The sequence below is a fragment of the Streptomyces sp. NPDC058239 genome (assembly GCF_042882185.1).
Classification (GTDB): Bacteria; Actinomycetota; Actinomycetes; order Streptomycetales; family Streptomycetaceae; genus Streptomyces.
Genome location: NZ_JBHVWS010000032.1, coordinates 1150 through 27105, shown reverse-complemented (window position 1 = coordinate 27105; position 25956 = coordinate 1150). Strand labels below are relative to the sequence as shown.

17 protein-coding genes are annotated in these 25956 nt (G+C 72.1%); 4 read left to right on the top strand and 13 right to left on the bottom strand.

Annotated features, from left to right (window positions below; all coding sequences use genetic code 11):
- The first annotated feature begins 95 nt into the window (after window positions 1-95).
- Genes ettA through ACFVYE_RS28730 form a run of 3 tightly spaced genes read left to right on the top strand, consistent with a single transcriptional unit; the run spans window position 96 to window position 2874 of the window.
- Window positions 96-1760, top strand: coding sequence for an energy-dependent translational throttle protein EttA (gene ettA, locus ACFVYE_RS28740; RefSeq protein ID WP_383963428.1), 1665 nt, complete (start codon window positions 96-98; stop codon window positions 1758-1760).
- 5 nt (window positions 1761-1765) lie between these two features.
- A complete protein-coding gene (locus tag ACFVYE_RS28735) occupies window positions 1766-2188 on the top strand; it encodes an acyl-CoA thioesterase (RefSeq protein ID WP_383963431.1) in 423 nt (140 codons plus the stop codon).
- On the top strand, window positions 2185-2874 hold the full coding sequence (locus ACFVYE_RS28730) for a hypothetical protein (RefSeq protein WP_383963434.1): 690 nt from the start codon (window positions 2185-2187) through the stop codon (window positions 2872-2874). The genes ACFVYE_RS28735 and ACFVYE_RS28730 overlap by 4 nt, the downstream gene beginning before the upstream one ends.
- Before the next feature lie 67 nt (window positions 2875-2941).
- Here ACFVYE_RS28730 and ACFVYE_RS28725 read toward each other — a convergent pair whose 3' ends face one another.
- From ACFVYE_RS28725 to ACFVYE_RS28700, 6 genes are all read right to left on the bottom strand, one after another.
- Window positions 2942-4138, bottom strand: a complete 1197-nt coding sequence (locus tag ACFVYE_RS28725; protein ID WP_383963436.1) for a serine hydrolase domain-containing protein — start codon at window positions 4136-4138, stop codon at window positions 2942-2944.
- Window positions 4135-5682, bottom strand: coding sequence for an alpha/beta hydrolase (locus ACFVYE_RS28720; protein WP_383963439.1), 1548 nt, complete (start codon window positions 5680-5682; stop codon window positions 4135-4137). Before ACFVYE_RS28720 ends, ACFVYE_RS28725 begins: the two co-directional genes overlap by 4 nt.
- Before the next feature lie 112 nt (window positions 5683-5794).
- A complete protein-coding gene (locus ACFVYE_RS28715) occupies window positions 5795-6763 on the bottom strand; it encodes an ABC transporter ATP-binding protein (protein ID WP_389607650.1) in 969 nt (322 codons plus the stop codon).
- On the bottom strand, window positions 6760-9573 hold the full coding sequence (locus ACFVYE_RS28710; RefSeq protein WP_389607649.1) for an FtsX-like permease family protein: 2814 nt from the start codon (window positions 9571-9573) through the stop codon (window positions 6760-6762). Before ACFVYE_RS28710 ends, ACFVYE_RS28715 begins: the two co-directional genes overlap by 4 nt.
- 1 nt (window position 9574) lies before the next feature.
- Window positions 9575-12877 (bottom strand): FtsX-like permease family protein, encoded by a 3303-nt coding sequence (locus tag ACFVYE_RS28705; RefSeq protein WP_383963448.1) that lies wholly within the window; start codon window positions 12875-12877, stop codon window positions 9575-9577.
- Window positions 12878-13050: 173 nt separating this feature from the next.
- Window positions 13051-13455 (bottom strand): globin, encoded by a 405-nt coding sequence (locus ACFVYE_RS28700; RefSeq protein WP_383963451.1) that lies wholly within the window; start codon window positions 13453-13455, stop codon window positions 13051-13053.
- Between the two features lie 148 nt (window positions 13456-13603).
- Here ACFVYE_RS28700 and ACFVYE_RS28695 point away from each other — a divergent pair, with 148 nt between their 5' ends.
- Window positions 13604-14587 carry a methyltransferase domain-containing protein gene (locus ACFVYE_RS28695; RefSeq protein ID WP_383963454.1) on the top strand — a complete coding sequence of 328 codons (984 nt, stop codon included), beginning with the start codon at window positions 13604-13606 and terminating at the stop codon, window positions 14585-14587.
- A 6-nt stretch (window positions 14588-14593) separates the two neighbouring features.
- On the opposite strand, the gene ACFVYE_RS28690 is transcribed toward ACFVYE_RS28695, so the two are convergent.
- The 7 genes from ACFVYE_RS28690 to ACFVYE_RS28660 all read right to left on the bottom strand — a co-directional run bounded on the left by ACFVYE_RS28690 (window position 14594) and on the right by ACFVYE_RS28660 (window position 25591).
- A complete protein-coding gene (locus ACFVYE_RS28690; RefSeq protein WP_389607648.1) occupies window positions 14594-15805 on the bottom strand; it encodes an FHA domain-containing protein in 1212 nt (403 codons plus the stop codon).
- A gap of 110 nt (window positions 15806-15915) precedes the next feature.
- On the bottom strand, window positions 15916-17274 hold the full coding sequence (locus ACFVYE_RS28685) for a VWA domain-containing protein (RefSeq protein ID WP_389607647.1): 1359 nt from the start codon (window positions 17272-17274) through the stop codon (window positions 15916-15918).
- A gap of 153 nt (window positions 17275-17427) precedes the next feature.
- Entirely contained in the window at window positions 17428-18738 is a 1311-nt protein-coding gene (locus tag ACFVYE_RS28680) for a protein phosphatase 2C domain-containing protein (protein WP_389607646.1), read from the bottom strand.
- Entirely contained in the window at window positions 18735-21491 is a 2757-nt protein-coding gene (locus ACFVYE_RS28675) for a tetratricopeptide repeat protein (RefSeq protein ID WP_389607645.1), read from the bottom strand. The genes ACFVYE_RS28680 and ACFVYE_RS28675 overlap by 4 nt, the downstream gene beginning before the upstream one ends.
- A gap of 61 nt (window positions 21492-21552) precedes the next feature.
- Entirely contained in the window at window positions 21553-22878 is a 1326-nt protein-coding gene (locus ACFVYE_RS28670) for a hypothetical protein (protein ID WP_389607644.1), read from the bottom strand.
- Window positions 22879-22982: 104 nt separating this feature from the next.
- Entirely contained in the window at window positions 22983-23957 is a 975-nt protein-coding gene (locus ACFVYE_RS28665; protein WP_389607675.1) for a glutamate ABC transporter substrate-binding protein, read from the bottom strand.
- A 242-nt stretch (window positions 23958-24199) separates the two neighbouring features.
- Window positions 24200-25591 carry a hypothetical protein gene (locus ACFVYE_RS28660; protein ID WP_383963472.1) on the bottom strand — a complete coding sequence of 464 codons (1392 nt, stop codon included), beginning with the start codon at window positions 25589-25591 and terminating at the stop codon, window positions 24200-24202.
- Window positions 25592-25956: the final 365 nt, after the last annotated feature.

The following is a 25956-nucleotide window of genomic DNA, read 5'->3' as shown; positions in this document are numbered from 1 at the left end:
GGGTGTACCGGGGAGCGGACTGGTTTCCGTCCCGGGATGGACGTCAGGCAAGATGGGGTGTATCTGCCCACACATCGATAGCCGGACGGTTTCTCTTGGCTGAGTACATCTACACCATGCGCAAGACGCGCAAAGCGCACGGCGACAAGGTGATTCTCGATGACGTCACCCTGAACTTCCTGCCCGGCGCGAAGATCGGTGTCGTGGGCCCCAACGGCGCCGGTAAGTCCACGGTGCTGAAGATCATGGCGGGCCTGGAGCAGCCGTCCAACGGTGACGCGTTCCTGTCGCCCGGTTTCAGCGTCGGCATCCTCATGCAGGAGCCGCACCTCGACGAGGCGAAGACGGTCCTGGAGAACGTCCAGGACGGCGCCGCCGAGATCATGGGCAAGCTCAAGCGCTTCAACGAGGTCGCCGAGCTCATGGCGACCGACTACTCCGACGCGCTCATGGACGAGATGGGCAAGCTCCAGGAGGACCTGGACCACGCCAACGCGTGGGACCTGGATGCCCAGCTGGAGCAGGCCATGGACGCCCTGGGCTGCCCGCCCGGCGACTGGCCGGTCGTCAACCTCTCCGGTGGTGAGAAGCGCCGCGTCGCGCTCTGCAAGCTGCTGATCGAGGCCCCCGACCTGCTGCTCCTCGACGAGCCCACCAACCACCTCGACGCCGAGTCGGTGAACTGGCTGGAGCAGCACCTCTCGAAGTACGCGGGCGCCGTGGTCGCAGTCACCCACGACCGCTACTTCCTGAACAACGTCGCCGAGTGGATCCTCGAGCTCGACCGCGGTCGCGCCCTGCCGTACGAGGGCAACTACTCCACGTACCTCGACAAGAAGGCCACCCGCCTCAAGGTCGAGGGCCGTAAGGACGAGAAGCGCGCCAAGCGGCTCAAGGAAGAGCTGGAGTGGGTCCGCTCCAACGCCAAGGGCCGGCAGACCAAGTCCAAGGCACGTCTCGCTCGTTACGAGGAGATGGCGGCCGAGGCGGACAAGATGCGGAAGCTGGACTTCGAGGAGATCCAGATTCCGCCGGGCCCGCGGCTCGGTTCCATCGTCGTCGAGGTCGAGAACCTCTCGAAGGCCTTCGGTGACAAGGTCCTCATCGACGACCTGTCGTTCACGCTGCCGCGCAACGGCATCGTCGGCGTCATCGGTCCGAACGGCGCGGGCAAGACCACGCTGTTCAAGATGATCCAGGGCCTGGAGACCCCGGACACCGGCTCCATCAAGGTCGGTGACACGGTCAAGATTTCCTACGTCGACCAGTCCCGCGCCAACATCGACCCGAAGAAGACCCTCTGGGCCGTCGTCTCGGACGAGCTGGACTACATCAACGTCGGCCAGGTCGAGATGCCTTCGCGGGCCTATGTCTCCGCGTTCGGCTTCAAGGGACCGGACCAGCAGAAGCCGGCCGGTGTTCTCTCCGGTGGTGAGCGCAACCGCCTGAACCTGGCGCTGACGCTCAAGGAGGGCGGCAACCTGCTGCTCCTCGACGAGCCCACCAACGACCTCGACGTCGAGACCCTGTCCTCGCTGGAGAACGCCCTGCTGGAGTTCCCGGGCGCCGCTGTGGTCATCTCCCACGACCGCTGGTTCCTGGACCGCGTCGCCACGCACATCCTGGCGTACGAGGGCGACTCCCGGTGGTACTGGTTCGAGGGCAACTTCGAGTCGTACGAGAAGAACAAGGTCGAGCGTCTCGGCGCGGACGCGGCCCGCCCGCACCGCGCCACGTACAAGAAGCTCACGCGAGGCTGATCGACTTGGCACGTCACATCTACAGCTGCCCGCTGCGCTGGTCGGACATGGATGCCTTCGGCCACGTGAACAACGTGGTCTTCCTCCGCTATCTGGAGGAGGCGCGCATCGACTTCATGTTCCGGCTGGCGCCGGGGGACGGCTCGCCGTCCTTCTCGGGCGGGTCCGTCGTGGCCCGGCACGAGATCGACTACGTACGGCCGCTGGTCCACCGGCACGAGCCGGTGACCGTCGAGTCGTGGGTCACGAAGATCGGCGCCGCATCGCTGACGATCGCGTACGAGATCAAGGACCCGGACCAGGTCTACGTACGGGCCTCCACCGTCGTCGTGCCGTACAACCTGGCCGAGGAGCGGCCCCGGCGGATCTCCGCCGAGGAGAAGCTCTTTCTCCAGCAGTACCTGGCCGAGGAGCCTGCCGCAGCATGACGGTGCCCGTACGGTCGCTGGAGTTCGCCGACACGAGGGAGGCCGCGGATCTCGCGGCCTTCCTCGGCCGGCTGCTCCACTACGACCGGGCAGCCGCGGTGCGGATGCAGGCCGGCGGCAGTGCGCTGGCCGTGTTCGGCAGGCCGCCGTCGTTCGAGGTCCTGGCGATCCGGGCGGCGCGGCTGGCCGGATCGCACGACTTCGACATCACTGTGTCCGCCGGTGAACTCCTCGAATGTCTCGACGTCGAGGGCACAGCAGCCGGTTCGGGCGCCCTGCCCGCACCCGTCACCGGGCCACCGTGGACGGGTGTCCTCCCGCCCCGTGGCGGCTGGCACGAACTGCCGGGCCTGCCCGACCCGGTCTCCCTGCGCACAGCGGTCACCTCCGCGGTGGCGGAGTTCCGCTCCCGCGACGAGGCCCTGCCCGAGGACCGCCGCACCCGGGCGGAGCGGGACCTGATCGGCCGCGAGATCTGGTCGCGCACGGTCGCCGGCACCGAACTTCCGCTGCGGGCCGTGCACGCCGCCCAGTCCCTCGGTTTCCTCCGCCCGGCGCCGGACTTCCCGGTCGCCCTGCTCGCGGCCGGGTCCTGGCTGCGGCTGCGCACCCCGTTCGGCTCGGTCGCCCTGCGCGGCCCGGGCAGCGGGCTCGGCACGCTCGCAGTGACGGTGGGCGCGGGCTGAGCGACGGGCCCGACGACAGGACCCGTCCGGACAGGCCGACGGGCCCATCCGGACGGACTGGCAGGACCTAACCGGTCAGGGCCCTGTCCACCAGCCGGAGCGCGGCCATGTCCTGGGCGTCCTGTGCCGGGTCGCCCATCCGCAGGGTGAACGTGGCGCTGGTCGCGGCCCGCGCACCGTCCGGCGTCACCCCGCTCTCGGAGACGATCCCCAGATGGGTTCCGCCGTGGAACCAGATCCCGCCGCGGCTCCCGGCCACCGGGCGCCAGGCGATGCCCAGTCCGTAACGGACCCCCGGCGCCGCACTCCAGTCCTCGGCCACGACGGTCTCCTTCATCGCGGCCAGCTGGGCCGGGCGCAGCAGCCGGCCGCTCATCAGGGCACGCAGGAAGACACCGTGGTCATGGGTGGTGCTGATGACGCAGCCGTCCGCCCCGCCGCCGGACGCCAGTGTCGTGTCGGTCGGCCGGGCGCAGCCGGGGAACCAGGTGTACGAGGTGGCCGTGGGGTGGGGGACGTACGGCGAGGTTCCCGGCGTGAACGTGTGGCGCAGGCCCAGGGGTTCGATGATCCGGTCGTGGATCTCCTGCGCCCAGGAGTTGCCGGTCACCTGCTCGATGATCAGGCCCGCCACCACGTAGTTGGTGTTGGAGTAGCCCCAGTGCCGTTCCCGGGCGGGGTGTCCGGCGTTCGGCACCCACAGGGGCGGCCGGCTCAGGGCCGCCTTCAGCTGGTCCTCGGGGGCCGTGGTGCGAAACCGCGATCGGCGGTAGCCGTCCGGGGTGAACGCATCGGCCGAGTCCGGTGAGACGGCGAGATAGTCGTTCAGCCCGCTGGTCTGGCGCAGCAGATTGGCGACCGTGATCCTGCGGCCGTCGTTGCCGTTGCCCCGCACGGCGCCGGGCAGCCAGCGCTCGACGGTGTCCGTGAGCGCGAGCCGCCCCTCGCCGGCCAGTTGGAGGGCGAGCGTGGCCGTGAAGGTCTTGGTGTCGCTGCCGATCCGGTAGTAGGCGTCCCAGGGGACCGGGTGGTGCGGGGCCCTCAGGTCGGCGGATCCGGCGCGGGCCGTCGTCCGGCCGTGGGCGCTCTGCACCTCGGCCAGTACGCCGGTGGCGCCGGTGGCCCGGATCGCGTCCACATCGCTCTGGAGACGGCTGCGGAGCCCGGGGGCGCGGTGGGGTGCGGCGGCCGTCGCCGCGGGTCCGGACGCTCCGGTGAGCAGGGCCGCTGCCATGGCCGCCAGGCCCGTACGTCTGCTGATCACCGGTCCTCCCCGGTGGGGCAGGTCAGGTCGGCGCCGGGCAGCGTGCCGTCGCGCAGATAGTCGTTGACGGCTCTGTCGGCGCAGGGGACGGGGGTGAGGCCGTCGAGTCCGCGCCCGTACACTCCGTGCGAGCGGATGTCCGCAGTCACCAGCCGTGATCCGGTCAGCCGGTGGTGCAGAGCCAATGCCCCTTCGTAGGGGACGTTGTTGTCGCGCCGGGCCTGGAGCATCAGTACGGGTACGTCGTTGCCGATCACTGTGGCGGGCTCACGGGATGTGCTCGTCCAGAACGCGCACGGGGCCATCATGCCGTTGACGATCGGGCCGAAGACGGGCTGGGTGGCGCGGCTGCGCTCCATGTTCTTCCAGTACGTCTCCGGGTCCTTCGGCCAGCCACCGGCCGGCCAGCCGTTGTCGCCGCACATGAAGAGGGCCCCGCCCAGCATGCTGTCCGCCAGCTCCGGCGATGCGAGCAGCTCAAGCATGGCGGCGAGCTCCGGGCCGGGCTCGACCGGCCTGCCCGCGGCTGCGTCGGTCAGGTCGCGCACCGTACCGGCGAGTGCCGGGTCGTACTCCTCGTGCTGGATGAGCTGCCTCAGCACCAGCCGCAGCAACGGCGCGTCGAGCCGGATGCCGGAGACGGTGACCGGGCGCTGCTCGGCCCCGTCGAGCAACTGCTGGACATTCGACCGTACTTGGGCGGGCGTCTTGCCGAGCCGGTAGGTGCTGTCGTGCCGTGCGGTCCATCCGGCCCAGGCGTCCAGTGCCTCTTCGAGCGGCTTGCCCGCCCGCTGGAAGAGTTCGTACTGGGTGGCCGTCGGGTCGGTCGAGGAGTCGATGACGATGCGGTCGGCGCGGCGGGGGAACATCTGGGTGTAGACGGCGCCCAGATCGGCACCGTACGAGACGCCGTAGTACGACAGCCTGCGCTCGCCCAGCGCCGCGCGGATCGCATCCATGTCGCGGGCGACGTTCCTGGACGTGGCGTGCGGGAGGAGCCGTGCATTGTCCCCGTGCTCCCGGCAGCGGTGTGCGGTGTCGCGGGCGGACCGTACCGACTGTTCGAAGTCCTTGCGGCGGGTCGTGGTCGGGCCGGGCGGGGGCGTCGGGGCGGCGGGGTCACAGGTGATGGGGGTGGACTCGCCGAGAAAACGCGGATCGAAGCCGATCAGGTCGTAGCGGTCCGCCACATCCCTCAACGCGGGGCGCAGGTAAAGGGTGTTGGCGAGTCCGGTGCCGCCCGGACCGCCCGGATCGGACAGCAGGATGCCCCGCCGCTTGCCGTGCTTCGTATCGGCCTTGATACGGGAGACTGCGATCCGGATCGTCGGGCCGCCGGGATCGGAGTAGTCGAGGGGAACGGCCACCTTCGCGCACTGCGCGCCCGCCTTGTTCAGCTCCTGCTGCTGCGACGAGCAGGGGCCCCAGACGAGCCGCTGGTGAGCTGGGGCGGCGGGGGCGGCGGGGGCGGCCGACGCGGGCACACTGCCCGCGAGTAAGCAGGTCAGGCCCAGGCCGGCGGTGACAAGTGGGGCGACGCGCATCGTGCTCCTCGGATCAGGTGGATGACTCCCGCACGACGCTAGGGGCGTACGCGGCGCGGGAACATCGGGCCACCCGGCCGAAGCGGCCTGGGGCCAGCACCACCAACACCCGTTACGGGTGCGGCTGGTCGTCCGGCCAGACCCCGATGTGGTCCTGCTCCAGCTCCAGCATCACGCGGTGCTCCATTCCGAGCGCCTGTGTGTAGTCGGCGGGCAGTTGCAGCCGGCCCGCGCGGTCGAGCATTGCGTACTCGCGGGCCACCTGTGACTCCAGGCCCGTCGCCGCGTCGACCTGGGTGCGGCGCAGTACCTCGGAGGACGTACGGCCGTCGCGGATGGCGACCGTGCGGCGGACCTCGCTCGCCACCGCCTGGTCGTGCGTGACGATCACGATCGTGGTGCCGAGCTCCTCGTTGGCGCGGCGGAACGCGGCGAACACCTGCTGGCCGGTGGCGGAGTCGAGTTCGCCGGTCGGTTCGTCGGCGAGCAGCACCGACGGGTTGTTGGCGAGCGCGACCGCTATCGCCACCCGCTGCTGCTGACCGCCGGAGAGCTGCTGCGGGCGCCGGTCGCGGCAGTCCTCGACCTCCAGTATCCGCAGCAGTGATTCGGCACGGGCGGCCCGTTCGGCACCCCGGACCCGGCCCCGGCCACGCAGTTGCATCGGCAGGGTGACGTTCTGGATGGCGGTGAGGTACGGGAGCAGATTGCGGGCGGTCTGCTGCCAGACGAACCCGACGACGTCCCGCCGGTAGCGGAGCCGTTCCTTCGACCCCATCGACAGCAGATCGCAGCCCGCTACCTTCGCCGAACCGGCCGTCGGCACATCAAGGCCCGCCAGGATGTTCATCAGGGTCGACTTGCCGCTGCCCGACGCGCCGACCAGGGCCATCAACTCGCCCTCGACGACCAGTAGATCGAGGCCCTGGAGGGCCTGCACCTCCACCCCGTCCGCGGAAAAGATGCGGACCAGTCGGTCGCAGGCGATCAGCGCGTCGTGCCCGTAGGAGGGCCGGTCGCGGCGCGCGGTGGCCCGCTGTTCGAGCTCGGCGAGTGTGGTGTCGGCCGACGGCGACGTCATCGGGGGTCTCCTGACCTGAGTTCGGTGATCGGTCCGCGGCGGCCGGCCCACCGGGCCTGGACGGCGGCCACCGCGGCGGTGAGGACGACCACACCGAGCGCCGGGAGCGTCAGCGACCACGGGTCGGCCCGCAGCGGAGCGGTGTCGAGTGCGGTGGGGCCGGGCCCGGCGGAGAGCGCGAGGCCCACCAGGTCGACGCCCGGTGCCAGCAGCACGATCGTCGCCCAGCCGACGAGCACCCCGCCGAAGGCCGCCAGCAGCGCCTGCGGCAGCGATTCGAGGCCGAGCAGCCGTCTGCCCTGCCGGGAGGTGAGGCCCATGGTCCGCAGCCGGGCCAGCAGAGCCGTGCGTTCCGGCGCGGTCCGCAGCAGCGACAGCAGGACGGCGAGCAGGGCGTAGCCCGCGCCCGCCACGACCGCCGCCGCGTAGATCCCCCAGGCACCCCGCTGCACGGGGGTGTCGACGAACGTCTCGCGTTCCTCGGAGCGCAGCCGTACGGAGAAGCCCTCGCCTGCGTGCCGCGCCGCCGCCCGCAGGGCCTTCGCGTCCGGGGAGCCGCCGGTGACCAGCAGGGTGGTGGTCTGCCGGCGGGTGAGCGATGCGGCGTCGACGATCAGGAAGTCGCTGTCGGGGACGGCGGCGGTGCGCGGGACGACGCCGGCCACCCGCACCGTGAGGTCCCCGGCCGGCGTGGACAGCTCGCGCGGCCGGTCGCCGAGCTCCGCGGCGACGGACGGCGACGCGATCACGGGCAGTACCGTGTCCTTCGACGGGGCGGTCCCCTTCGCCGCCGCGTGCCCGGCCGCCCGCAACCGGTCGGCGGGGAACGGGCCGAGGCCCGTCGCGCGGGTCAGCCGGGCGTATGCCGTCGGGTCGACGCCCAGTACGGCGGCGTTCTTCATGCGGTTGTTCCCGTCCGGGTCGGCGGGCAGCGGCACGCCGGACACGACCTGCACCTCCGCCACCTCCCGTACGCCGTCCGCCCCCCGGACCTCCCGGATCAGCCGGTCCGGCAGCGGCACGGCGTCGAGCAGGCCGCTGATCCGGGCATCCGCGCCGACCGTGTGCAGGGCCGCCCGGTCCCGCGCGTCCGCGACGCCCGCGAGCACCGAGCCGCCGAACGCCGCCGTGGTCAGCGCGAGCAGCAGTGCGAGCAGCGGCAGCGCGCCGCCCGCCGATCCCCGCCCGGCACGGGCCAGCGACAGGAAGCCGACCGCACCGCGCCGCCGGGCGACGGCACGCGAGGCCAGACGCAGCGGCAGCGGAAGGAGTCGTACCAGGACCAGGGCGGCGATCAGCCCGACGAGTACGGGGGCGGCGCTGACCAGCAGGTCGCTGCCGCCGTCGCCACCCGTGCCGCGTCGGCGCAGGCCGACGACCGCGCCGACGGCCAGCACCAGCAGGGTGAGTTCGGCGACTGTGCGCCGTCGTGACGGGCGGGCGTCCATCAGGTCGTCGCGGGCTCCGGGCAGTCGCGGCCTGCGGTGCGGCAGCACCGAACCCAGCGGCAGGGCGACGCAGACCAGCGTGGCGACGGCGGCCGGCCCGACGACGGAGGGCCACAGCCGGGCCCGGTCGAAGACCGCCACGGCGGTCAGCAGACCCAGTGCCGCCGCGGGCACCGCGATCACTACCGTCTCGGCGAACAGCCGGCCGCCGATGCCGCGCAGCGATCCGCCGCGCGCCCGCAGCAGAGCCAGTTCGGCGCGGCGCCGCCCGCCGATCAGCCCGGCGGTCATCAGCAGCACGACGCCGGCGACGGCCCCGATGCCCACGGCGGCGACCGTGACGACCGGGCCGATCGCCGTACGCAGGGTGCCGAACCCGGTGAGGATCTTGTCCAGATCGGTCGTGAACGTGGCGTTGCCGCCGGCCACCGCGCGCATCCTGACCAGACCGGGACCACCCTCCAGCGAGGCGATCGACGAGCGCAGCCCCGCGACGTCGGAGGCGGTGAGGGCGGAGGCGTCCGGTGCGAACCGCCAGAACATCTCCGGCTCGCCCGTCGTGGCGAGCAGCGAGGGTGCGGCGTCCGGCGGCAGCAGGACGGCCGCGGTCCAGTGGAAACGCGGGGGGTACAGCCCCGGTTCGGCCAGCAGGGCCGGGGTCCGGAGCAGCGGCTGGGCCGACCAGTAGGCGGCCCGGGGGTGCTTCGGGGCGACGATGCCGGTGATCCGGACGATCAGCCGCTTCCCGTCCTGGGTCGGTACGGTGACGGCCGCGCCGGGCTTCGCCCGCAGGGCCTTCGCCGTCTCCTCGGTGACCGCGCCCTCCACCTCGGGCGTGTTCTCGGAGACCTCGCCGTGGACGGTGGGCCAGGTCCCGGCACGCAGGGTGGCGTGGACCGGGAGGTCCGACAGGGTGGAGTAGCTCAGCTGGGGGTCGACGTGGTCCGGCCGCGGCAGCCAGCGGTCCTGCGCGGCGATCGGCTTGCCGGTGCGGAAGCCGTACGCGGAATCGGCGGTGCGGGGCAGCACCGCGGCGGGCAGCGCGGACCGCACCTTGTGATGGACGGTCACCAGCGCCGCCTCGCGCACGGCCGCCTCGCGCTCTTCCGGGGGGAGTTGCAGCTCGGGCTGCGGATTGTTCAGCTCCAGCACACTGTGCCGGGGGTCCGCGGCGGCGATGTCGTGGCGCAGCCCCTCGTTCGCGTGCTGCTCGACGGCGCGCGGGAAGGCGGCCGCGAGGAACGACGTCAGCAGTACGAGCAGCCCCAGCGTCCAGGCCGTACCGGGAGCGGTGCGCAGCCGGGTACGGACCCAGGGCGCGCCGGCGGGGGCGCCGCCGTCTCGAACGGAACGCGGAGTCATGTCAGTTGTCCCCCTGGACACGCAGCGAGGCCGCGGGGTCGGCGCCGCGCAGAGCGAGGGACACGACGATCACCAGCGGCAGCGCGGCGACGCCTGCGAGCAGCGCCGCGATTTGCCCAGCCGGCAATTGCACCAGCACCCCGGGCACCGGCGCGGTGGCCTGTCCGGTCAGTACGACGAGCGGTACGACGGCGCGGTTCAGCACGGCCCCGAGCACGGTCCCGACCAGCAGCGCGACGGCGATCAGCACGCCCTGCTCGACGGCGATCATCCTGGTCAGCCGTCGGCGCGGCGTGCCCAGCGCCCGCAGCACGGCGAATTCGGCGGCCCTTTCCCGCTGCGCGCCGACCGCGCTCACTGCGAAGCCGACCGCGGCCAGGGCCGCGGCGACCACCGCCACCGCGGGCAGCGCGGACTGCGGCCCGGCGCCCAGCGGATCGCCGACCAGCTCCCGCGCGATCTCGTCCCGCACCAGGACCTGTGCCGGATCGGTGTCGGGCTGCGCCCGCAGCGCGGCGGCGGCCTTCGTGGCCTGTCCGGGGGCCGTGCTCAGCCACCACTCGTTGGCGGTGAGCACGGCACCGGGGCGCTGCGCGAAGACCTGGCCGACGGCCCTGAAGTCGAGCAGCAGGGCCCCGCCGTCGCGGTCCTTGACGCGCCCGGGACCGGAGTCGTCCGCGCCGGTGCCGGTGGTCGGCAGCCGGCGCACCACGTCCACGATCCTCACCCGGACCGTCTCGCCGGCCAGCGTGACATCGACACTCTGTCCCTTCTTCGCTCCGGCGGCCTTCAGATACGCGTCGGTGACGACGGCCTTCGGCATCGGCGCCTTCGGGCGGGACGCGGTGACCCGTACGGAGAAGGCGGGCGTGTACTCCCACATGTTCGGGGCGGAGCCGGTGTCGTACCCGAAGGCGAGCGGGCTCTTCGCGGAGGCCGTCGTGTCCACCGCCCGGCCGGGCTGCGCCTCACCACCGGATCCGGTGCCGGTCAGCTCGGCGTGCCAGCCGAACCCCTCGGGGACCGGGACCGGCCGCTCGGTGCCGTCGGCAGTCATGGTCCGCAGGCCGCTGACGTCGAGGCGGTGCGATTCACCCGGGCCGGTCGGCCGGTTGCCGTTCAGCTCGAAGCCGGTCACGGCGAGGTCACCCGCGGCCGCCACCGCGAAGGCGACCGGATGCGCCTTGCCGTCCACGGGCACGGCTCCGGCCGGCACCCGGTAGGGCAGGCCGTAGCGGTCCTCCAGCAGCACGGCGAGGACCGGATCGTCCCCCTTCCCCGCGTGTGCCCAGGCCGCCGTGATCCGTACGTCGAACCGGAGCCGCTCGCTGTTCTTTGGCAGCGCCAGCCCGGCCCGCGCGGTCCTCGGCGGGTCGAGCGGGTCGAACAGCTGCTCGCGCGGCCGGTCGCCGAGGTCGTCGCGGATCAGCATCCGCTCGGTGGCGTGCGCGGTGTCCAGGGCGAGGACCGAGGCGGTGCGGTCGCCCGAGAGTTCCGTGGTCGCGCGGTACGCAGGCGCGGCGTCCCGTACCCCCGGCAGCCGCGCGTACCGGCCCGACTTCGCCGGATCGTCGTCGGCACCGGTCAGCACGCGCACCGACGCACCGGCCCTGAAGTCCGCCTGGTCGCCCTGCGAACGGTCCCAGGACGCGCGCTGCCCGATGGCCAGCATGCCCATCGCCACCGCAAGGACCAGCAGCAGCACCGGTCCGGCATGACGCAGCGGGCGTCGGCTGAACTGCCAGCCGGCCAGGGCCGCGATCAGCCCCCGGCCGCCCGCCGCAGCGCGTTCCGCGAGCCCGGCCGCGGGCGGCAGCAGCCGCAGCGTCAGTACGGTTCCCGCGAGCAGCAACAGCGCGGGAGCCGCGACCAGCAGCGGATCGACACCGAGTTCCCCCTGCCGGTCCCCGCTCAGCGCACCGCCGCCGGAACCCGTGGTCCGGCGATCCAGCTGCCAGTACGCCACCGCCGCGATCACCAGCAGGCCGATGTCGGCACCCGCCCGGAGCGGCGCGGGCAGCGCCGTGGCACGGCCGGCACGACGGTCCCCGGCACCGGCAGCCAGCGCGGGCGCCACAACAGCCAGCGCGCAGGTGAGCGCGGCGACGGCGGCGACCAGCCATACGGTGGCTGTGGTGCCCGCGTCGAGCCGCAGCCCGATCCGGGACAGCGCGCCGCGGTCCGCGAGCAGCCGGGTCAACGGCCCGGAGAGCAGCGGGGCGAGGAGCGCGGCGGGCAGTGCGAGCAGCAGCGCTTCGACCGCGGCGAGCGCGGTGATGCGGCCACGCGATCCGCCCCGGGCCCGCAGCAGGCGGGTCTCGCCGTCGCGCTCACTGCTCAGCAGCCGGGCCACCAGCAGCAGTGCGTAACCGGCGAGCATCATCAGCTGGACGGCCACGATCATCAGCGTCGAGCGGGAGACCAGCAGCGCCCGGTCGATCTGCTCCAGCACCTGGGGGAGCGAGGTCTGCGCGGTGGCCCCGGTCCTGAACTCGGGGGCGGTCTGCAGCTTCTTCGGAGCAGCCGTGGCAGCACTGTGCAGCGCGTCCATCCGGTCCGTGGTGGCCGTGCGGAAATCGGCGGTTGCCAGCCAGGACATCCCGCCGGAGCTGACCCGTCCGGAACCGGTCACGGCAGGGTCGGTGAGCAGCGGACCGTACGTCGTGAAAGAGATCTTGCGGATACCGCGTCCGCCGAGCTCGTCCAACTGCCAGTACGGGTCGGCCTGGTCGGAAGCCTCGTAGACCCCGGTGACCAGGACGCGCAGCGGCTTGTCGTCCAGCCGGTCCGTGAGGGTGAGCCGTGAGCCGGGCCGCAGCTTCAGGTCCCGGGCGGCGGTGCCGGGCAGGGCGACCTGGACGGGATCACCGGCCTTCCCGCTCCCGGCCGTCGGCATGCGACCCGCGGTGAGTCGGATACGGCTGCGGTCGAGCGAGGCGAAGTGGGTGAGATCCGGGTCGCCGCCCCGGACGTCCGGAGCCCGCAGACCGCGCGGCAGCGCGTACGTTCCCGACTTCTCCAGCGTCCGGACGGTCACGGGTAGGCCGTCGAAGGTGTCGCGGGCGGTTCTCCGGGCGGTCACGTCGGCCGCGTCCCGCTGCGCGGGCGCCACTTGGGCGGACATGACGAGGGAGGCGGCGGCCGCCGACCGATGGGTGAGGGAGTGACGCAGCGCCGCGTCGCCGATGGAGCCGGAGAAGGCGGTGAGCGCGGCCAGTACCGAGGTGGTGAGCAGGACGGCGAGTACAGCGGCGGTGAGCAGGAGCCGATGGGCCCTCACCCGAAGAAAGAGGAACCCCGTCACACGTGCCCCCTTGGGCCCTCACCGCACTCACGCCCCCCGGCGTCGTATGGATGCTTTCAGGACGTACGTGCTGTTGGAAACCGCTTATGCGGACAACTTGATGGGATCGTGACCGTTAATCGGAAACGGAGGAAAGCATTCCGCACCTGTGGAAGGGGGACAGGGACGTGTGTTCAGCCCTCGGTGTTCACCATCGAGGCGGCGGCATAGGTGAGGTAGTCCCACAGCTGCCGCTCGTGCTCCGGCGCCAGTCCGAGCTCGTCGAGGGCGACCCGCATATGGCTCAGCCACGCGTCGTGCGCCGCCCGGTCCACCCGGAACGGAACGTGCCGCATCCGCAGCCGGGGATGTCCGCGCTGCTCACTGTAGATGCGGGGCCCACCCCAGTACTGCATCAGGAACAGCCTGAACCGCACCTCGGCCGGACCCAGATCCTCCTCCGGATACATCGGCCGGAGCAGCGGGTCCTCGGCGACTCCCTGGTAGAAGCGGTGCACCAGGCGCCGGAAGGTCTCCTCGCCGCCGACCTGTTCGTAGAAGGTCTGCTCCTGCAGCGTGTCGCGCGGAATCTCTGTCACCCGTCCATCGTCGCAGACGCACCGGCCGAGGACCGGGGTCCTAGGTCCTGCAGTCGAACTGCCGACTCGCCGCACGACGCCTGGCACGGCAGGACCTGCCCCGGCCCGGTTCCTGGCCCCGGGGCCCTGGGCGCAGGAAGGTGGAGGTATGGACGACGCGTACCCGGATCGGTTCGCCGCGGCCGCCGCCGTGGAGCGATGGGCCATGGTGCGCGGGATCGTGGCCGGCGGGGCGCTGGGTGACCCGCAATGGCTGGCCGCGTTCGAGGAGGTGCCGCGGCATCTGTTCGTGCCGTACTACTTCGTGGGCGGTGGATTCGACCGCCTGTGGTGCGAGGACCCCGACCCGGTCAGGCGGGCCCAGTGGCTGCGCGGGGCGTATGCGGACGGGGCGCTGGCGACCCGGATACGGGACGGTGAGCTGATCTCGTCGAGCAGCCAGCCCTCGCTGATGGCCCGGATGCTCGAAGAGCTGGACGTACGGGAAGGACAGCGGGTCCTGGAGATCGGCGCGGGCAGCGGCTACAACGCGGCGCTGCTCGCGCACCGGCTCGGTGACGACGCCGTGACCACCGTCGACCTCGACCCGGAGATCACCGAGTCGGCCCGCCGGCATCTGGCGGCGGCCGGATACCGCCCGGCGGTGATCACCGGGGACGGGGCACGGGGCTGGCCCCCGCGCGGCCCGTACGACCGGATCATCGCAACCTGCACCCTGCCGTGCGTACCGCAGGCCTGGCTGGACCAGTGCACGCCTGGCGCACGGATACTGGCGCCGTTCGCCACCGGACTGATCGCGCTGCGGGTGCGGGAAGGGACGCACGGGAAGTACGCCGAGGGCCGGTTCCTGCACACGCCCGCGTACTTCGTACCGCTGCGCGGTACACCGTTGCGGCCCGTGCGGCGTCCGCACACCCGCGCACTGCCGAGGCGCGTCAGCGAGAACGAACTCTTCCAGTTCCTGCTGACGCTGACCGAGGCCACCCTCGACCCGCGCGAGGCCCTCTCCCTCTGGCAGCGCGAGCGGCGCCCCGAACGGGAGAGGTTCGGCATCACGGTCCGGGACGGGCGGCAGTGGGCCTGGCTGGACGACCCCGAGGGGCCGTACGCCTGGCCACTGCCCAGCGGGTAGCGCGGGTCAGCCCCGGCGGACCGTGATCGTCGTCCACGCCCCGACGTGCACCCGGTCGCCGTCCTGGAGCGGGACGGGGACATAGGGCTGGATCGGGTCCTCGGCGCCGTTGAGCGTGGTGCCGTTGGTGGAGTTCTGGTCGACCACGGCCCAGCTGCCGTCGGGCTGCTGCACCAGCACCGCGTGCTGGTGCGAGACGCCCGGATCCTCCGGCGGCACGGACAGGTCGATGTCGGGGGACTCGCCGGTGCTGTGCCTGCGGCGACCGATGGTGATCTGGTTGCCGGTCAGCGCAAGCTGCTGTTCCGGGGAGTACGCGGGCAGGTTGAGCCCGGTCGCATCCGGACCGCTGCGCTGCATCATCGCCAGGAAGTACTCACGGTCCGGGGCGATGACCGCGGTCCAGGTCGCGGGCGGCTGGTTCTGGTTCTGACCCGGGAACGGCGGCTGCTGCACCGGGGCCGGCGGCGGCGGGGCCTGCGTCCGGGACGGCGGCGACAGCATCCAGTCGTCGTCATCGCCGGACTGCGGCCCCTGCGGCGGGGCCGGCGGCTGCGGGGCCTGCGGGGCGGGCGGACCGGGCCGCTCGAACGCGGGTGGCGCCGACTGCTGCTGGAACGGTGGCGGCGGGGCCTGCTGGAACGGCGGGGGCGGCGCGGTCTGCTGCTGGAAGGACGGCGGAGGCGGCGGTCCCTGCTGCTGGAACGGATGCGGCGGCTGCGGCGAATGCGGACCCGGCGACTGCGGACCCGGCGCCGGGGGCCCGGGCCGGCTTCCCTGCTCGGGGGAGAGCGGTTCGGCCGGGCGGTTCACCTGCGAGGGCCGTGAGCCCTGGTACTCGAAAGGATCACGCTGCTGCTGAGGGCCCGGCGGCTGCTGTGCCTGGAAGCCGGGCGGCAGGTTGAGACCGGGCGGAGGGCCGGGAACGCTGTGGGGCGGCGCCAGCGGTGTGTACGACGTCGCGGTGTTCGTGAGGAAGTTCCAGCGGCACTCCTCGCAGAACGGCGCCATGGCCTCACGCGGTGTGCGGCACTGCGGGCAGAGCTCGGCCTGCTGGGTCGCATCGGGGCCCTGCGGGTAGCCGTAACCGGGAGCGGGCGGCGGGGGAGGCGGCGGGGGGACTGCACCCGCAGGCGCGCCCGCCCCGGCCATGCGATGGCCGCAGACCTCGCACCAGTCATCGGAACCCGACTGGTGTCCGTTCGGGCAGGTCGGCATGTCGGCGCTTCCCCCTCTCCTCGTCCGGCCCTGGGGGCCGTCATTTTTTCTTGCTCTTCGCCACCCGGCGGATCGCTCCGGCCGGGCGGCTCGACTGTGCGGCTGTGTGGTTATTTCTTGACGCGAACGGTCTTGGTCGAGCGTGTTTCGAGTGTCATCGAGTCGGCTTCCGCGACCTTCGCCTTCAGTCGCACAGTACCGGTCGCGGCATCGACGACGTCCACCACCTTCGAAAGCAATTTCGCAGTGTCCTCGTTCCCGGACGCCGATGCGAGCTGCACGGCGCGGCCCAGTTTTGCCGTCGCGCCGTCGAAGTCTCCCGACTTGCGGGCATCGAGCCCCTGCTGGATGACTTGTGCCAATTCCGCCTGGCCCGTGTAGTGCGCGACCTGCGGGTTGATCGAGGTGGACGCCACCATGTCCTCCGTCCACACCGCCCGTACCAGGCCCTGCGAAAGGGTCTGCGGGGACCCGCCCGCCGGGTCGGGGAGGAGCAGCGAGACCCTGGACGCCAGCATCTCCTGCCCGATGCCGGCCTCCGGCACCTGTACGCACACGTGGTAGTCGCGGGACTCGTCTCCCCAGGAACCCGTGGGATAGTCCCCGGCGCGGGGGCCCGCCTCGGTGCGGCGGCCGGTCAGATCGACGACCGTCGGTGCGACCTGCTTCACAAACTTGATCTCGACCCCGACGGGCGTCCAGAGCCGCAGCGCGACATCCGCGACCTCCTTGCCCATCGCGTTCTCCATCATCTGCGTGAAGTCCGCGGCCAGCCCCGCCGGGTCGGCGACGATGTCGGCCGTGCCGAGCAGCGCGGAGGCTATGGCTGTGACCTCTTTCACCTCCCAGTCGGTGCCGACACCACGGGCGTCACAGGTGAAGCGGCCCGCGCAGGATTCGAGTGCGGCCCGCAGATCCTCCGGAGCCTCGTGCTCGTTGCGGCCGTCGGTGAGGAGGATGCCGTGCCGGATCTCCACATCGGCGGCGCCGAGCAGCCGGTCCGTCAGCCGAAGCCAGGTGCCGATCGCCGTACCGCCACCGGCGCTGAGCACACGCAGGGCCTCCTTCGCCTGGGCCTTGGTCCGCGCATCGGCGACGGCGAGCCTCCCGTTGCCCGGGTAGACCTCCTTGGCGACGTGCGTACCGCCGACCACGGCGAACGAGGTGCCGTCGCGCAGGGTGTCGATGGCCGCGGCCGTCGCATCGCGGGCGTTGCGCATCTTCGTCGGCGGATAGTCCATCGAACCGGAGCAGTCGACCATGATCACCACGGCGGCCTTCGGCGCCTGCCCCGGTACGTGCGTGGGCGTTGCGGCCGCACCGGACAGCGGGACGCCGCCGGTGGTGCCGCCTCCGGTCGAGGTGACCGTGACGATCGCGTTGACCTCACGACCGCCCTCCGGCAGATATTCGTTCTGGTACACCTCGACGGAGAACTGCGGCACGTTCGACTTGGAGAAGTTGGCCATCTGATCGGCTCCTTGAGGCTCCAGGTGTCAGATGAAGACAGCTGTGAGGGGCAGAAATGCGGGTGAAAGCGGGCGAGCACGGGTGAACGCGGACGGGGGCGTCAGAGGTGGAGTGGGCGGACAGAAACGGAATCAAGCGTTACGGAACGGGACTCATGTGTTGCCGCAGGCCGATCCTGCCCCCAGAGGCGGTACCGCGAACGGCAGCAGAGCCACTGTTACGTTGTCGTGGCCCCCACCGTCGAGTGCATGACCCACCAGCACCTGGGCGCCGTGCAGCGGCCGCAGCTGGGCATCGGCCGGTACCGCCGCGGCCATCTCGGCCGCCGACTCCGCGTAGTTCCACAGGCCGTCCGTGCACACCACCACGAGACCGGACCGGTCCGGCTTGAAGGACGCGGTGTGCGGCTCCAGTTCGTACGCGTCGGCGCCGAGCCACCCCGTGATGGCGTGGGCGCGCTCGTCCGCGTACGCCTCGGCCTCGTTCATCAGGCCCGCCGCCACCATCTGCGCGGCCCAGGAGTCGTCCTCGGTCAGCCGGGCGGGCGGGTTGGTGCGGTCGTCCGGCACCCAGTAGACGCGGCTGTCGCCGACCCAGCCGACGACCAGCAGACCGCCCGCCATCACCGCGCCGACCAGGGTGCACGCCGGGGCGTTCTGGTGGCGGTGCGGGTCGTGCTCCATGGCCTGGCCGGGCTCCTCGGCCAGGGAGTTGACCGACTCCGAGGCTGCGACGATCGCCTCGTGCATCGCCTGTTGCGGATGGGTGCCGCGCGGCAGTGACTCCAGAAGCGCTTCGTTGGCGGCGCTCGCGGCGGCCGCCGACGCCTCGTCGGGGCGGCTCGCCGATGAGACGCCGTCACAGACGATCGCGACGACGGCCGGTGAACCGTCGGGCAGGGCGGTGGTCGACACCGCGAACGAGTCCTCGTTGCGGTGGTGGCGCAGGCCCCGGTCGCTGACGGCGGCCACCGAACCGAGCTCCTGCTCCATGTGGTCGCGCTCGCGCGGCTGGGCGTGACCGCAGTTCTCGCAGTAGCCGTCGTTGTCGACACGGCCGGCGCGACAGGCCACACACAGTTTGGTGCCGGCCGGTGGCGTGGAGGGCAGCTCCGCGGCAGGGGTCCGAGGGTCGGGTGCGGGCGCAGACGCATCGGCGGAGGGCGTGGATGCGGGCGCGGCCCCAGGTGCGGCCCCGGGCGCGGCCAGCTCGAAATCACCCGATCCGCCCGGCTCATCGAACCGGACCGCCGTCGGGCGGGCCGCCGGAGTGCGGGCGGCGTTCTCCGCGCCGTTCTCCGCCGGCACGGCCATGGCGATCGTCGGGTGGTCCTGCGGCGGTTCGGGCACGGCCGACAGGTCGTACCCGCACGCACCGCAGAACAGGTCCCCCGGCTCCAGCGGCTCCTCGCAGCCGGGGCACCTCGACAAGGCCGTCTCCTGGGGCTTCTGCGACATTTTCACACCCACGTCCGGGGGCGGAAACGGTTGGCCCGCTCCACCAGTTCGATCCTCTCGTCGCCGGGCTCTGCAAGCCGGGCGAGCATCCGGTACGAACGCTCCAGCCCGAAACGCAGGCCGCGCTCGTCCAACTCACTGCCGAGCAGCGTTCTCGGCCCGGGCGACCCGGCAGGCGCGTGCGGCTGCGGGGCCGGGGGCAGAGCCGCTGGACTACCGGAGAGTACCCAGTCGAGCGCAGTCCCCAGTACCTCTGTCGACAACTGCTCGCGGCGCACCGCGTCCAGACCGAAACCGGCCAGCCCCGAGACCTGGTCGGCGGCGGCCGTCAGATCGGCGATCAGCGGCTCGTCCGGTGACCGTTCACGCAGCCGCGCCCGTACCGCGGCGACCCTGGCCGCCGTGTAGTGGATCGACGCCTCCGGCACGGACTCCAGCGTCGTCACGGCCCCGGCCCGGTCCCCGGCGGCGATCTGCACCCGGGCCAGGCCGAACGCGGCGCTGACGAAGCTCGGGTCGGTCGTCCACACCAGGCGGTAGTACTCGGCGGCGTTGTCCAGCTGGCCCAGGACCTCCGCGCAGATCCCCAGCGCCAGCTTGGGCGCCGGCTCGCCGGGGAACGCGTCGTACACCGCGTCGAAGGAGAGCGCCGCGTTCTCGTAGTCACCGGTCACCAGAGAGGTGATGCCGCGGTACCAGACGACCCGCCAGTCGTCCGCGTACTGGCCCTCCAGCGCCGTCAGGGTCTGCCCCGCGGCGCCGGGTTCGTGCATCTCCAGACGGGCACGCAGCTCACGCAGCCGGGTCTCCAGCGAGGCCGCGGGTACGGCGTTCAATGCGGCAATCAGTTCGGCGGGGGCGGTGGCCATCAGTCCGGCGAGGAAGCCCGCGTTGGGGTCGCTCGCGTCGACCCGGGGTACGGGCAGCGCGAGCGAGGTGGCCTGTGCGTCGAGCCCGGCCAGCCGGGGGCTGTTCGGGACGTACGGGCCCGATGGCGCACCGGGATCGGCGGCCGGGACACGGGGGGCCGGAATCGCGGCCTGGGCCTGCGCGTACGACAAGGCCGCGCCGCTCCGGCCCGCCGCGTTGCCCGCCTGTATGTAGGCGGGCGGCGCGGTCAGCGGACCGGCACCCGCCGCGGCGTACCCGGCTGCGGGCGGAGCACCCGCGGGCAACGCGGTGGCTGTGCCCGGGGGCGCACCGGCCACCGCCCCGTTCCGCCGACGCCCGAAGCGCCCTGACGACGCCGGAGCGACAGCCCGTGCCCCCAGCCGCGACACATCGTCCGTCAGCTCGGCGAACAACTGCGTGTCCGTGACCCGTACTTCCGTACCGAACAGTGTCGACAGCGCAGGCCTCGGCCGCCCCGTCTGCAGCGACACCACCTCGCGCAGCACACCCGTCAGCTGCTCCGCCATCTCCGCCGAAGAGGCGAACCGCCGCGCCGGATCAGGGTCGGTGGCCCGCACCAGCAGCCGGTAGAACGACTCATAGGTCCGGAACACCTCGATGTTGTCCGGGTCCGGCAGCGAGTCCACGAAGACGTTGGTGTAGCCCTGGAAGTCGAAGGTGAGCACCGCGAGCGTCCGCGCGACCGTGTACAGATCGGAGGCGACCGAAGGACCGACCTCCGCGACCTCCGGCGCCTGATACCCCACCGTGCCGTAGATGGCCGACTCTTCGTCGTCCATTCTGCGCACCGCGCCCATGTCGATCAGCTTCAGCTGGTCCTCGGTCTGGATCGCGTTGTCGACCTTGAAATCGCAGTACAGCAGGTTGCGGCTGTGCAGATGGCCGAGCGCCTCCAGCGCCTCGATGCCATACGCGCACGCCTGCTCGACCGGCAGCGGATCGCGCTTCCCGGCCGGGGTACGGCGCTCGTTCGCGATCTCCTTGAGCGCCTTGCCGCCGACGTACTCCATCACGATGTAGCCGTCGAGCGAGCCGGTGCGCTGGTCGAGATGCTCGACGAAGTTGTAGATCCGGACGATGTTGGAGTGCTCGATCTCGGCGAGGAAGCGGCGCTCCGAGATGGCGGCCGCCATGGCGTCCTGGTCACCCGTGTCGAGCAGCCCCTTGAGGACCACCCAGCGGTCGGACACCGCACGGTCGACCGCGAGATAGACCCAGCCGAGCCCGCCGTGCGCCAGACAGCCCACGACCTCGTACTGGCCGTGCACGATGTCGCCCTCGTGGAGCTTGGGCACGAAGGAGTACGGGTGGCCGCACTTGGTGCAGAACCCCTCCGTGCGGCCCGCCCGTTCGCCGCGCGCCCGGCCCACCGGGGCCCCGCAGTCCGAACGCGAACAGAAGCGCTTCCGCTCCGGCACCTCCGGGTTCTCCATCACCGCGGAGCGCGGGTCGGGACGCGGCACGTCCGGCACCTGCACCAGGCCCGCGCCCAGCCTCCCCCGGCCGGACGACGCGCCCGTGGACGAACCGGAGGAACGGACCGACACCGAACGGGACGTGGCGCCACCGGACAGCGAGCGCGAGAGCCGCCCCGAAACGGAACGCCGCGAGGTCGACGAGCGGGACGAGGCCCGCGAGGACGCCCGGGACGAGGCCCGCGAACTGCTGTTGCTGCCCCGGCTGCCCCTGCTGCTCGCGCCGCCGCCCGCGATCCCGGTGGGCGGCGAGCTCACCATGCCGTTCGGCGACACGACCGGAGCCAGACCGCAGGTGTCGCAGTACAGCTCACCGCCGCCCACGTCCTCGTAATTGCCCTCGCACGCGGGGCGCTGGCACTGCGTACTCATGGTCCGTCCCCCTGTTCGCCCCGCCGCCGCGGCGGCCCTTCCACCTTGCACATGCCTGTACTCATCGCCGGTCCTCCGGTCCCGAGGTCCGGCGCTGGGACAGCAGTTCGGCCGCCGCCTCCTGATAGCGCAGTACTGCCTGCGCGGCGACCCGCAGATCGCACGGCGCGCTCCACAGCATCCGGCGTGCCGCGTCGTACCGCTCGATCAGCAGCGGGTCCTCGGCCATCCCGTGCCGGGCGACCTTCGCCTTGTACGCGTCGAGCCTGCCGCGCAGCTCCGCCCGTACGGCCAGCGGGGCCGTGACCGCGGTCAGCGACTCCCGGGCCCGCAGCAATTCCTCCTCGGCCTCCCGCTCCAGCGTCTCCAGGAGCGGGGAGAGCCGGTGCCACTGGGCATGCCTGCGGTACTCCGAAGCGGCGGCCAGCCGCTCCTGGAGCGCGGTCGCCGGGCCGCTGACCGCGGGCACCTCCGAGGCGGCGATCTTCGCCAGCACTTCGCCGCGCGCAGACCGGGCCTCGGTCAGGGTGCGGTCCGCGCGGGAGAGGACATCACGCAGGTGGACCAGACGCTGCTCGGCGTCCTGCCGGACCGCGAGCACCGCCTCGATCTCGCGGCGTACATCGTCCAGGGCGCGGGCCGCCCGGTCGTAGCGCGTGGTGTCGGGGCGTCCGCCGCCGGGCGCCGAGCTTCCGGGGCCCGACAGCCAGAACGCGAGCGGGTCGGAGATCACCTGGACCCGCAGCGTGGTCAGTTCATGGGTGATCGCCTCCAGGTCGTCGCCCGCCGGGTGCTCTCCGGGCCGTACGCCGACGGAGTGCGCCAGCGAGCGGGTGCGGTGCAGCTCGGCGGCGAGGAGATCTATCCGGGCGGGCAGCGCGGACCATACGGAGTCGGAGGCGACGACCATGTCCAGCGAGCGGGCGTACAGGTCGTTCATCCGGGCGACCAGCTGCTCCAGCGTGAACCGCTCGGAGAGCTTGGCCGGGCCCGTGACCGACGGATCGGGGCGGCCGGCCGCATGCGCCACGGTGACACCCTGGCCGCGCAGCAGTTCGGTGAGGGCCACCAGGTCGTCCCGGTTGGGGTGGCGCCGGCGGGCCCGCACCGCGCGTGCCTCGGTCAGCGCCCCCGCGTAGGCGTCGAAGTACCCCCACAGCAGCGTGATCGACTGCTCGGTGGAGGCCCAGCGTTCCTTGGTGACGCCGGTCAGATCGGCGCCCTCCAGGAGCCGGCGGCCCGCGTGGTCCTGCAGGGCGAGGAGCGAGGTCTCGATCGCCTCGTGCTCCGCGCCGAGCCGGGCCAGCGCACGGTCCGCCTCGTCCCGGTCCATGACCGGGACGGGGGGCACGGCCGCATGGCCGGGGAAGGGGCCCGCGACGCCCATCGATCACCTCTCCGCTCTTCCTGCCGGGACGGGTCCCGGCAGGATCAGTGCCACTGTCTCTCCGGCCGGGTCCGCGCCGTCGCGCCCACCTGGCCGGCCCGGCGTCAGTTGCTCCGGTACTTGGGGGCCGGCGGCGCCGATATCCCCGGCAGACCGGCCTCCAGCCACTTCCGGTACGACACCATCCAGGGGCTGTCCGCACCACCCTTGCGGTAGTCGACCAACACCTGGTTGACCCGGGCCACCAGGTCGTTCGCACCGCGTTTCGTCGCCACGCCGTAGTACTCGGTGGTGAACGGCTTGTCGCCCTTGAGCTCGACCGCCGGGTCCTGGGCGGCCTGGCCGGCCGCCAGCGCGTTGTCCGTGACCACCGCGTCGACCTCGCCCAACTGCAGCCGCACCAGGCAGTCCAACTGGTTGGGGACGGTGAGCCGGTCCTCGTCCGCCTCGGTGCCGTCGTGCTCGTCCTTGAAGGCCGAGCCGAACGACTGTTTCTCCAGCGCCTCGTACGCGGTGGAACCCTCGGCGGTGCAGATCCGCTTGCCGGCCAGGGACTTGTCGAACCCGGTGATCGGCGAGTCCTTCGGCGCGAGGACCTGCTGCCCGGCCTGGAAGTAGGCCGTGGAGAACGAGACCTGGTCCAGCCGGCTGCAGTTGATCGTCATCGTCCGGACGACGACATCGACCTTGTCGTTCTCCAGGGCGGCGATCCGCTGGTTGGTGGGGATGGCCCGGAAGATCACCGCGTCGGGATCGCCCAGGATGTCCTTGGCGATGGCCCGCACCAGATCGATGTCGAAGCCTTCGAGCTTGCCCGTCTCCGGATTGCGGTATCCCCAGCGGAAGCTGTTCTGGTCGACACCCGCGATCAGCTTTCCGCGCGCTCTGATCTTCGCGATGCCCGGGCCGTCGGCGCTCGACGGCGGCAGGCTGGCCTCCGGGTCCGTGCAGTCGTCGGCCCGGGCCTGGACCGCCTGCGCCGTACCCGGCCCCGAAGCGTCCCCGCCGAAGGTGCCGGCGCCGCCGCGGGAGAGCGGCAGCAGGGTGAGCGAGGCCGTCACCGCGCAGGCCACGGCCATGCCCGTCACTCCGCCCCAGCCGCGCAGCCTGCCGCGGATGGACCCAGGGCCCGTGCCGAGTTTCCCACCGGGCTCGCGGGGCCTGGAACCTCCGCCTCCGGCGTTGTCGTCAGTCACCGACGCTCCGCGTCGACTCCTTCCTCCGCCTTGGATTCGAAGGCCCCAGACCCCGCTCCCTGATCCGGCGGGAAACTCGGCACGGGCCCTCACACCCGTGCGCTTCCTGGTCATCGCTCCCCCTCTCACCGGTACTCCGAGAGCCTGCGGTTGACCCCGACGATCGCGGCGAGGGCACCCAGCGCGGCGAGCGCGGCGGCCCCGATGGGCAACCCGCCCAGCGCCCCGCGCCCGTCCTTCGCGGCCCGGGTGAACTCGCCCTGTTCATGGGCGAGCGCCTGCTTCAGCGCCTCGTCCACCCGGTTGAAGGACTCACCCGTCGAGTTCTTCGGCCCGATGATCTGCTTCAGCGCGCCCTCGTAGTCGCCGTTGTCGTCGGTCGTGCGGGCGGTCCGGTGGCGGCCCTGCCACTCGGAGACACCGTTGATGGCGTTCGCCACCGGCCCGCTCCCCTGGGAGTCGTCGGCGAGCTTCCTGGCTTCCCCCAGCTCTGCACCGAGGGCTTTCATGCCCGTGTTGTAGTCGGTCTCGTACTTGTCGTTCTTGCCGTCCGGGGTGAGTACCGCGCCGCGGGCGACAAGAGTGAGGTTCTCATTGGCGCGCGCCTTCAGTGAGTCGATCCGCGCATGATTGAGGACATCGAGGGACTGCTGCCCATGCACATCGGCGTCCAGCAGTTCGGACCGCGCCACCGTGTGCCCCACGGCCAGCCACAGCAGCACCACGGTGGACGCGGCGGTCGCGACGAGCAGCCCGTGGTTGAAGACCCGGTTCGTCCTGCGGTAGTTGCGCCGCTGCGCCCAGAACAGTGCGGCCAGTGCCACGACACCGAGCCCGAGCGAGAGGAACGGCCAGGCCCTGGCCGAGTCGTTGTCCCGGTCGAGCCGCCCGGTCTCCGCCGTGTACAGCCGCTCGGCGGCCGGCAGCAGTACGTTGGTCATCTTCTGGTTCGCGTACCGGAGATAGGCGCCGCCCAGCGGCAGGCCCTGCCGGTTGTTGGCACGGGCCCGCTCGATCAGCCCCGCGTAGCGGGGAAGCTCCTCGTTGAGCGTGGTGATCTCGTGCCCGGAGCTCGTCGACGCGTCCGTGTTGGCCGCGGCCTTCACCAGCAGCCGGGATGCCTCTTCGATGTCCTTGTCGTACCGGTCGTGGACATCGCGCGGCTCCTGCGCCCCGGCCAGGAAGCCGCTGGCCGCCGCGGTGTCGGCATCGGCCAGCGAGCGGTAGATGTCCGCCGCGTCGGCGCTCAGCGGCTGGCTGCGGCTCACCACGTCGTCGGCCGCAGCCGCCCGGTCGGCGATCTCGAAAGCCGTCACGGCTCCGAACGCCACGACGAGCAGGGCCAGTACGGCCCCGATGATCTGGAGCCTGCCCGGTTCGGTCGTCGCCGCGGCCCGCAGCCGGTCCGCCGTCGCGGACCAGGCACCGCGCTGCGGCGGAGCGGGTACGGTCGCGGGCACGGGCGGCTGAGCCCGCCCGTGTTCCGGCGCCGTGCGTACATTCGGCGGGTATGTCACTTGACCTCCCCCTCGGTCACTGACGGTGGCCCGGCCCCCGGCCGATCGGAGGACTGGTGCCCGGCCAGAAGTATGGCCGCAGGGACCGACATCCACACCAGGAACGCCTGGATCCTGCACCGGTCCACGGATGGTAGTCACACGCATTCGATCAAGGCCTGAGCCGCCGATCAAGCCGATCGGCGGACCAATCCCCGAAGCGGACCGATCTCCCCACCCATGAACACGTCCGGGACAACTGATCGGTTCCCGTGCGCAAGGGGGCGTGCGGCGGCGCGGAACGTGGCGGGGAGCCCCCATGGGGGGGGAAAACGTGGACGCTGGAATGTGCACGCCGGCGCGCGTGGACCCCCGCCGCCCCCCCC

Coding starts and splice junctions, on each gene's coding strand:
- ACFVYE_RS28675 (WP_389607645.1), bottom strand. CDS start 21,491: ATGAGTACGCAGTGCCAGCGCCCCGCGTGCGAGGGCAATTACGAGGAC.
- ACFVYE_RS28720 (WP_383963439.1), bottom strand. CDS start 5,682: ATGCGCGTCGCCCCACTTGTCACCGCCGGCCTGGGCCTGACCTGCTTA.
- ACFVYE_RS28685 (WP_389607647.1), bottom strand. CDS start 17,274: ATGGCCAACTTCTCCAAGTCGAACGTGCCGCAGTTCTCCGTCGAGGTG.
- ACFVYE_RS28690 (WP_389607648.1), bottom strand. CDS start 15,805: ATGCCGACCTGCCCGAACGGACACCAGTCGGGTTCCGATGACTGGTGC.
- ACFVYE_RS28670 (WP_389607644.1), bottom strand. CDS start 22,878: ATGGGCGTCGCGGGCCCCTTCCCCGGCCATGCGGCCGTGCCCCCCGTC.
- ACFVYE_RS28695 (WP_383963454.1), top strand. CDS start 13,604: ATGGACGACGCGTACCCGGATCGGTTCGCCGCGGCCGCCGCCGTGGAG.
- ACFVYE_RS28715 (WP_389607650.1), bottom strand. CDS start 6,763: ATGACGTCGCCGTCGGCCGACACCACACTCGCCGAGCTCGAACAGCGG.
- ACFVYE_RS28665 (WP_389607675.1), bottom strand. CDS start 23,957: ATGGCCGTGGCCTGCGCGGTGACGGCCTCGCTCACCCTGCTGCCGCTC.
- ACFVYE_RS28730 (WP_383963434.1), top strand. CDS start 2,185: ATGACGGTGCCCGTACGGTCGCTGGAGTTCGCCGACACGAGGGAGGCC.
- ACFVYE_RS28710 (WP_389607649.1), bottom strand. CDS start 9,573: ATGACTCCGCGTTCCGTTCGAGACGGCGGCGCCCCCGCCGGCGCGCCC.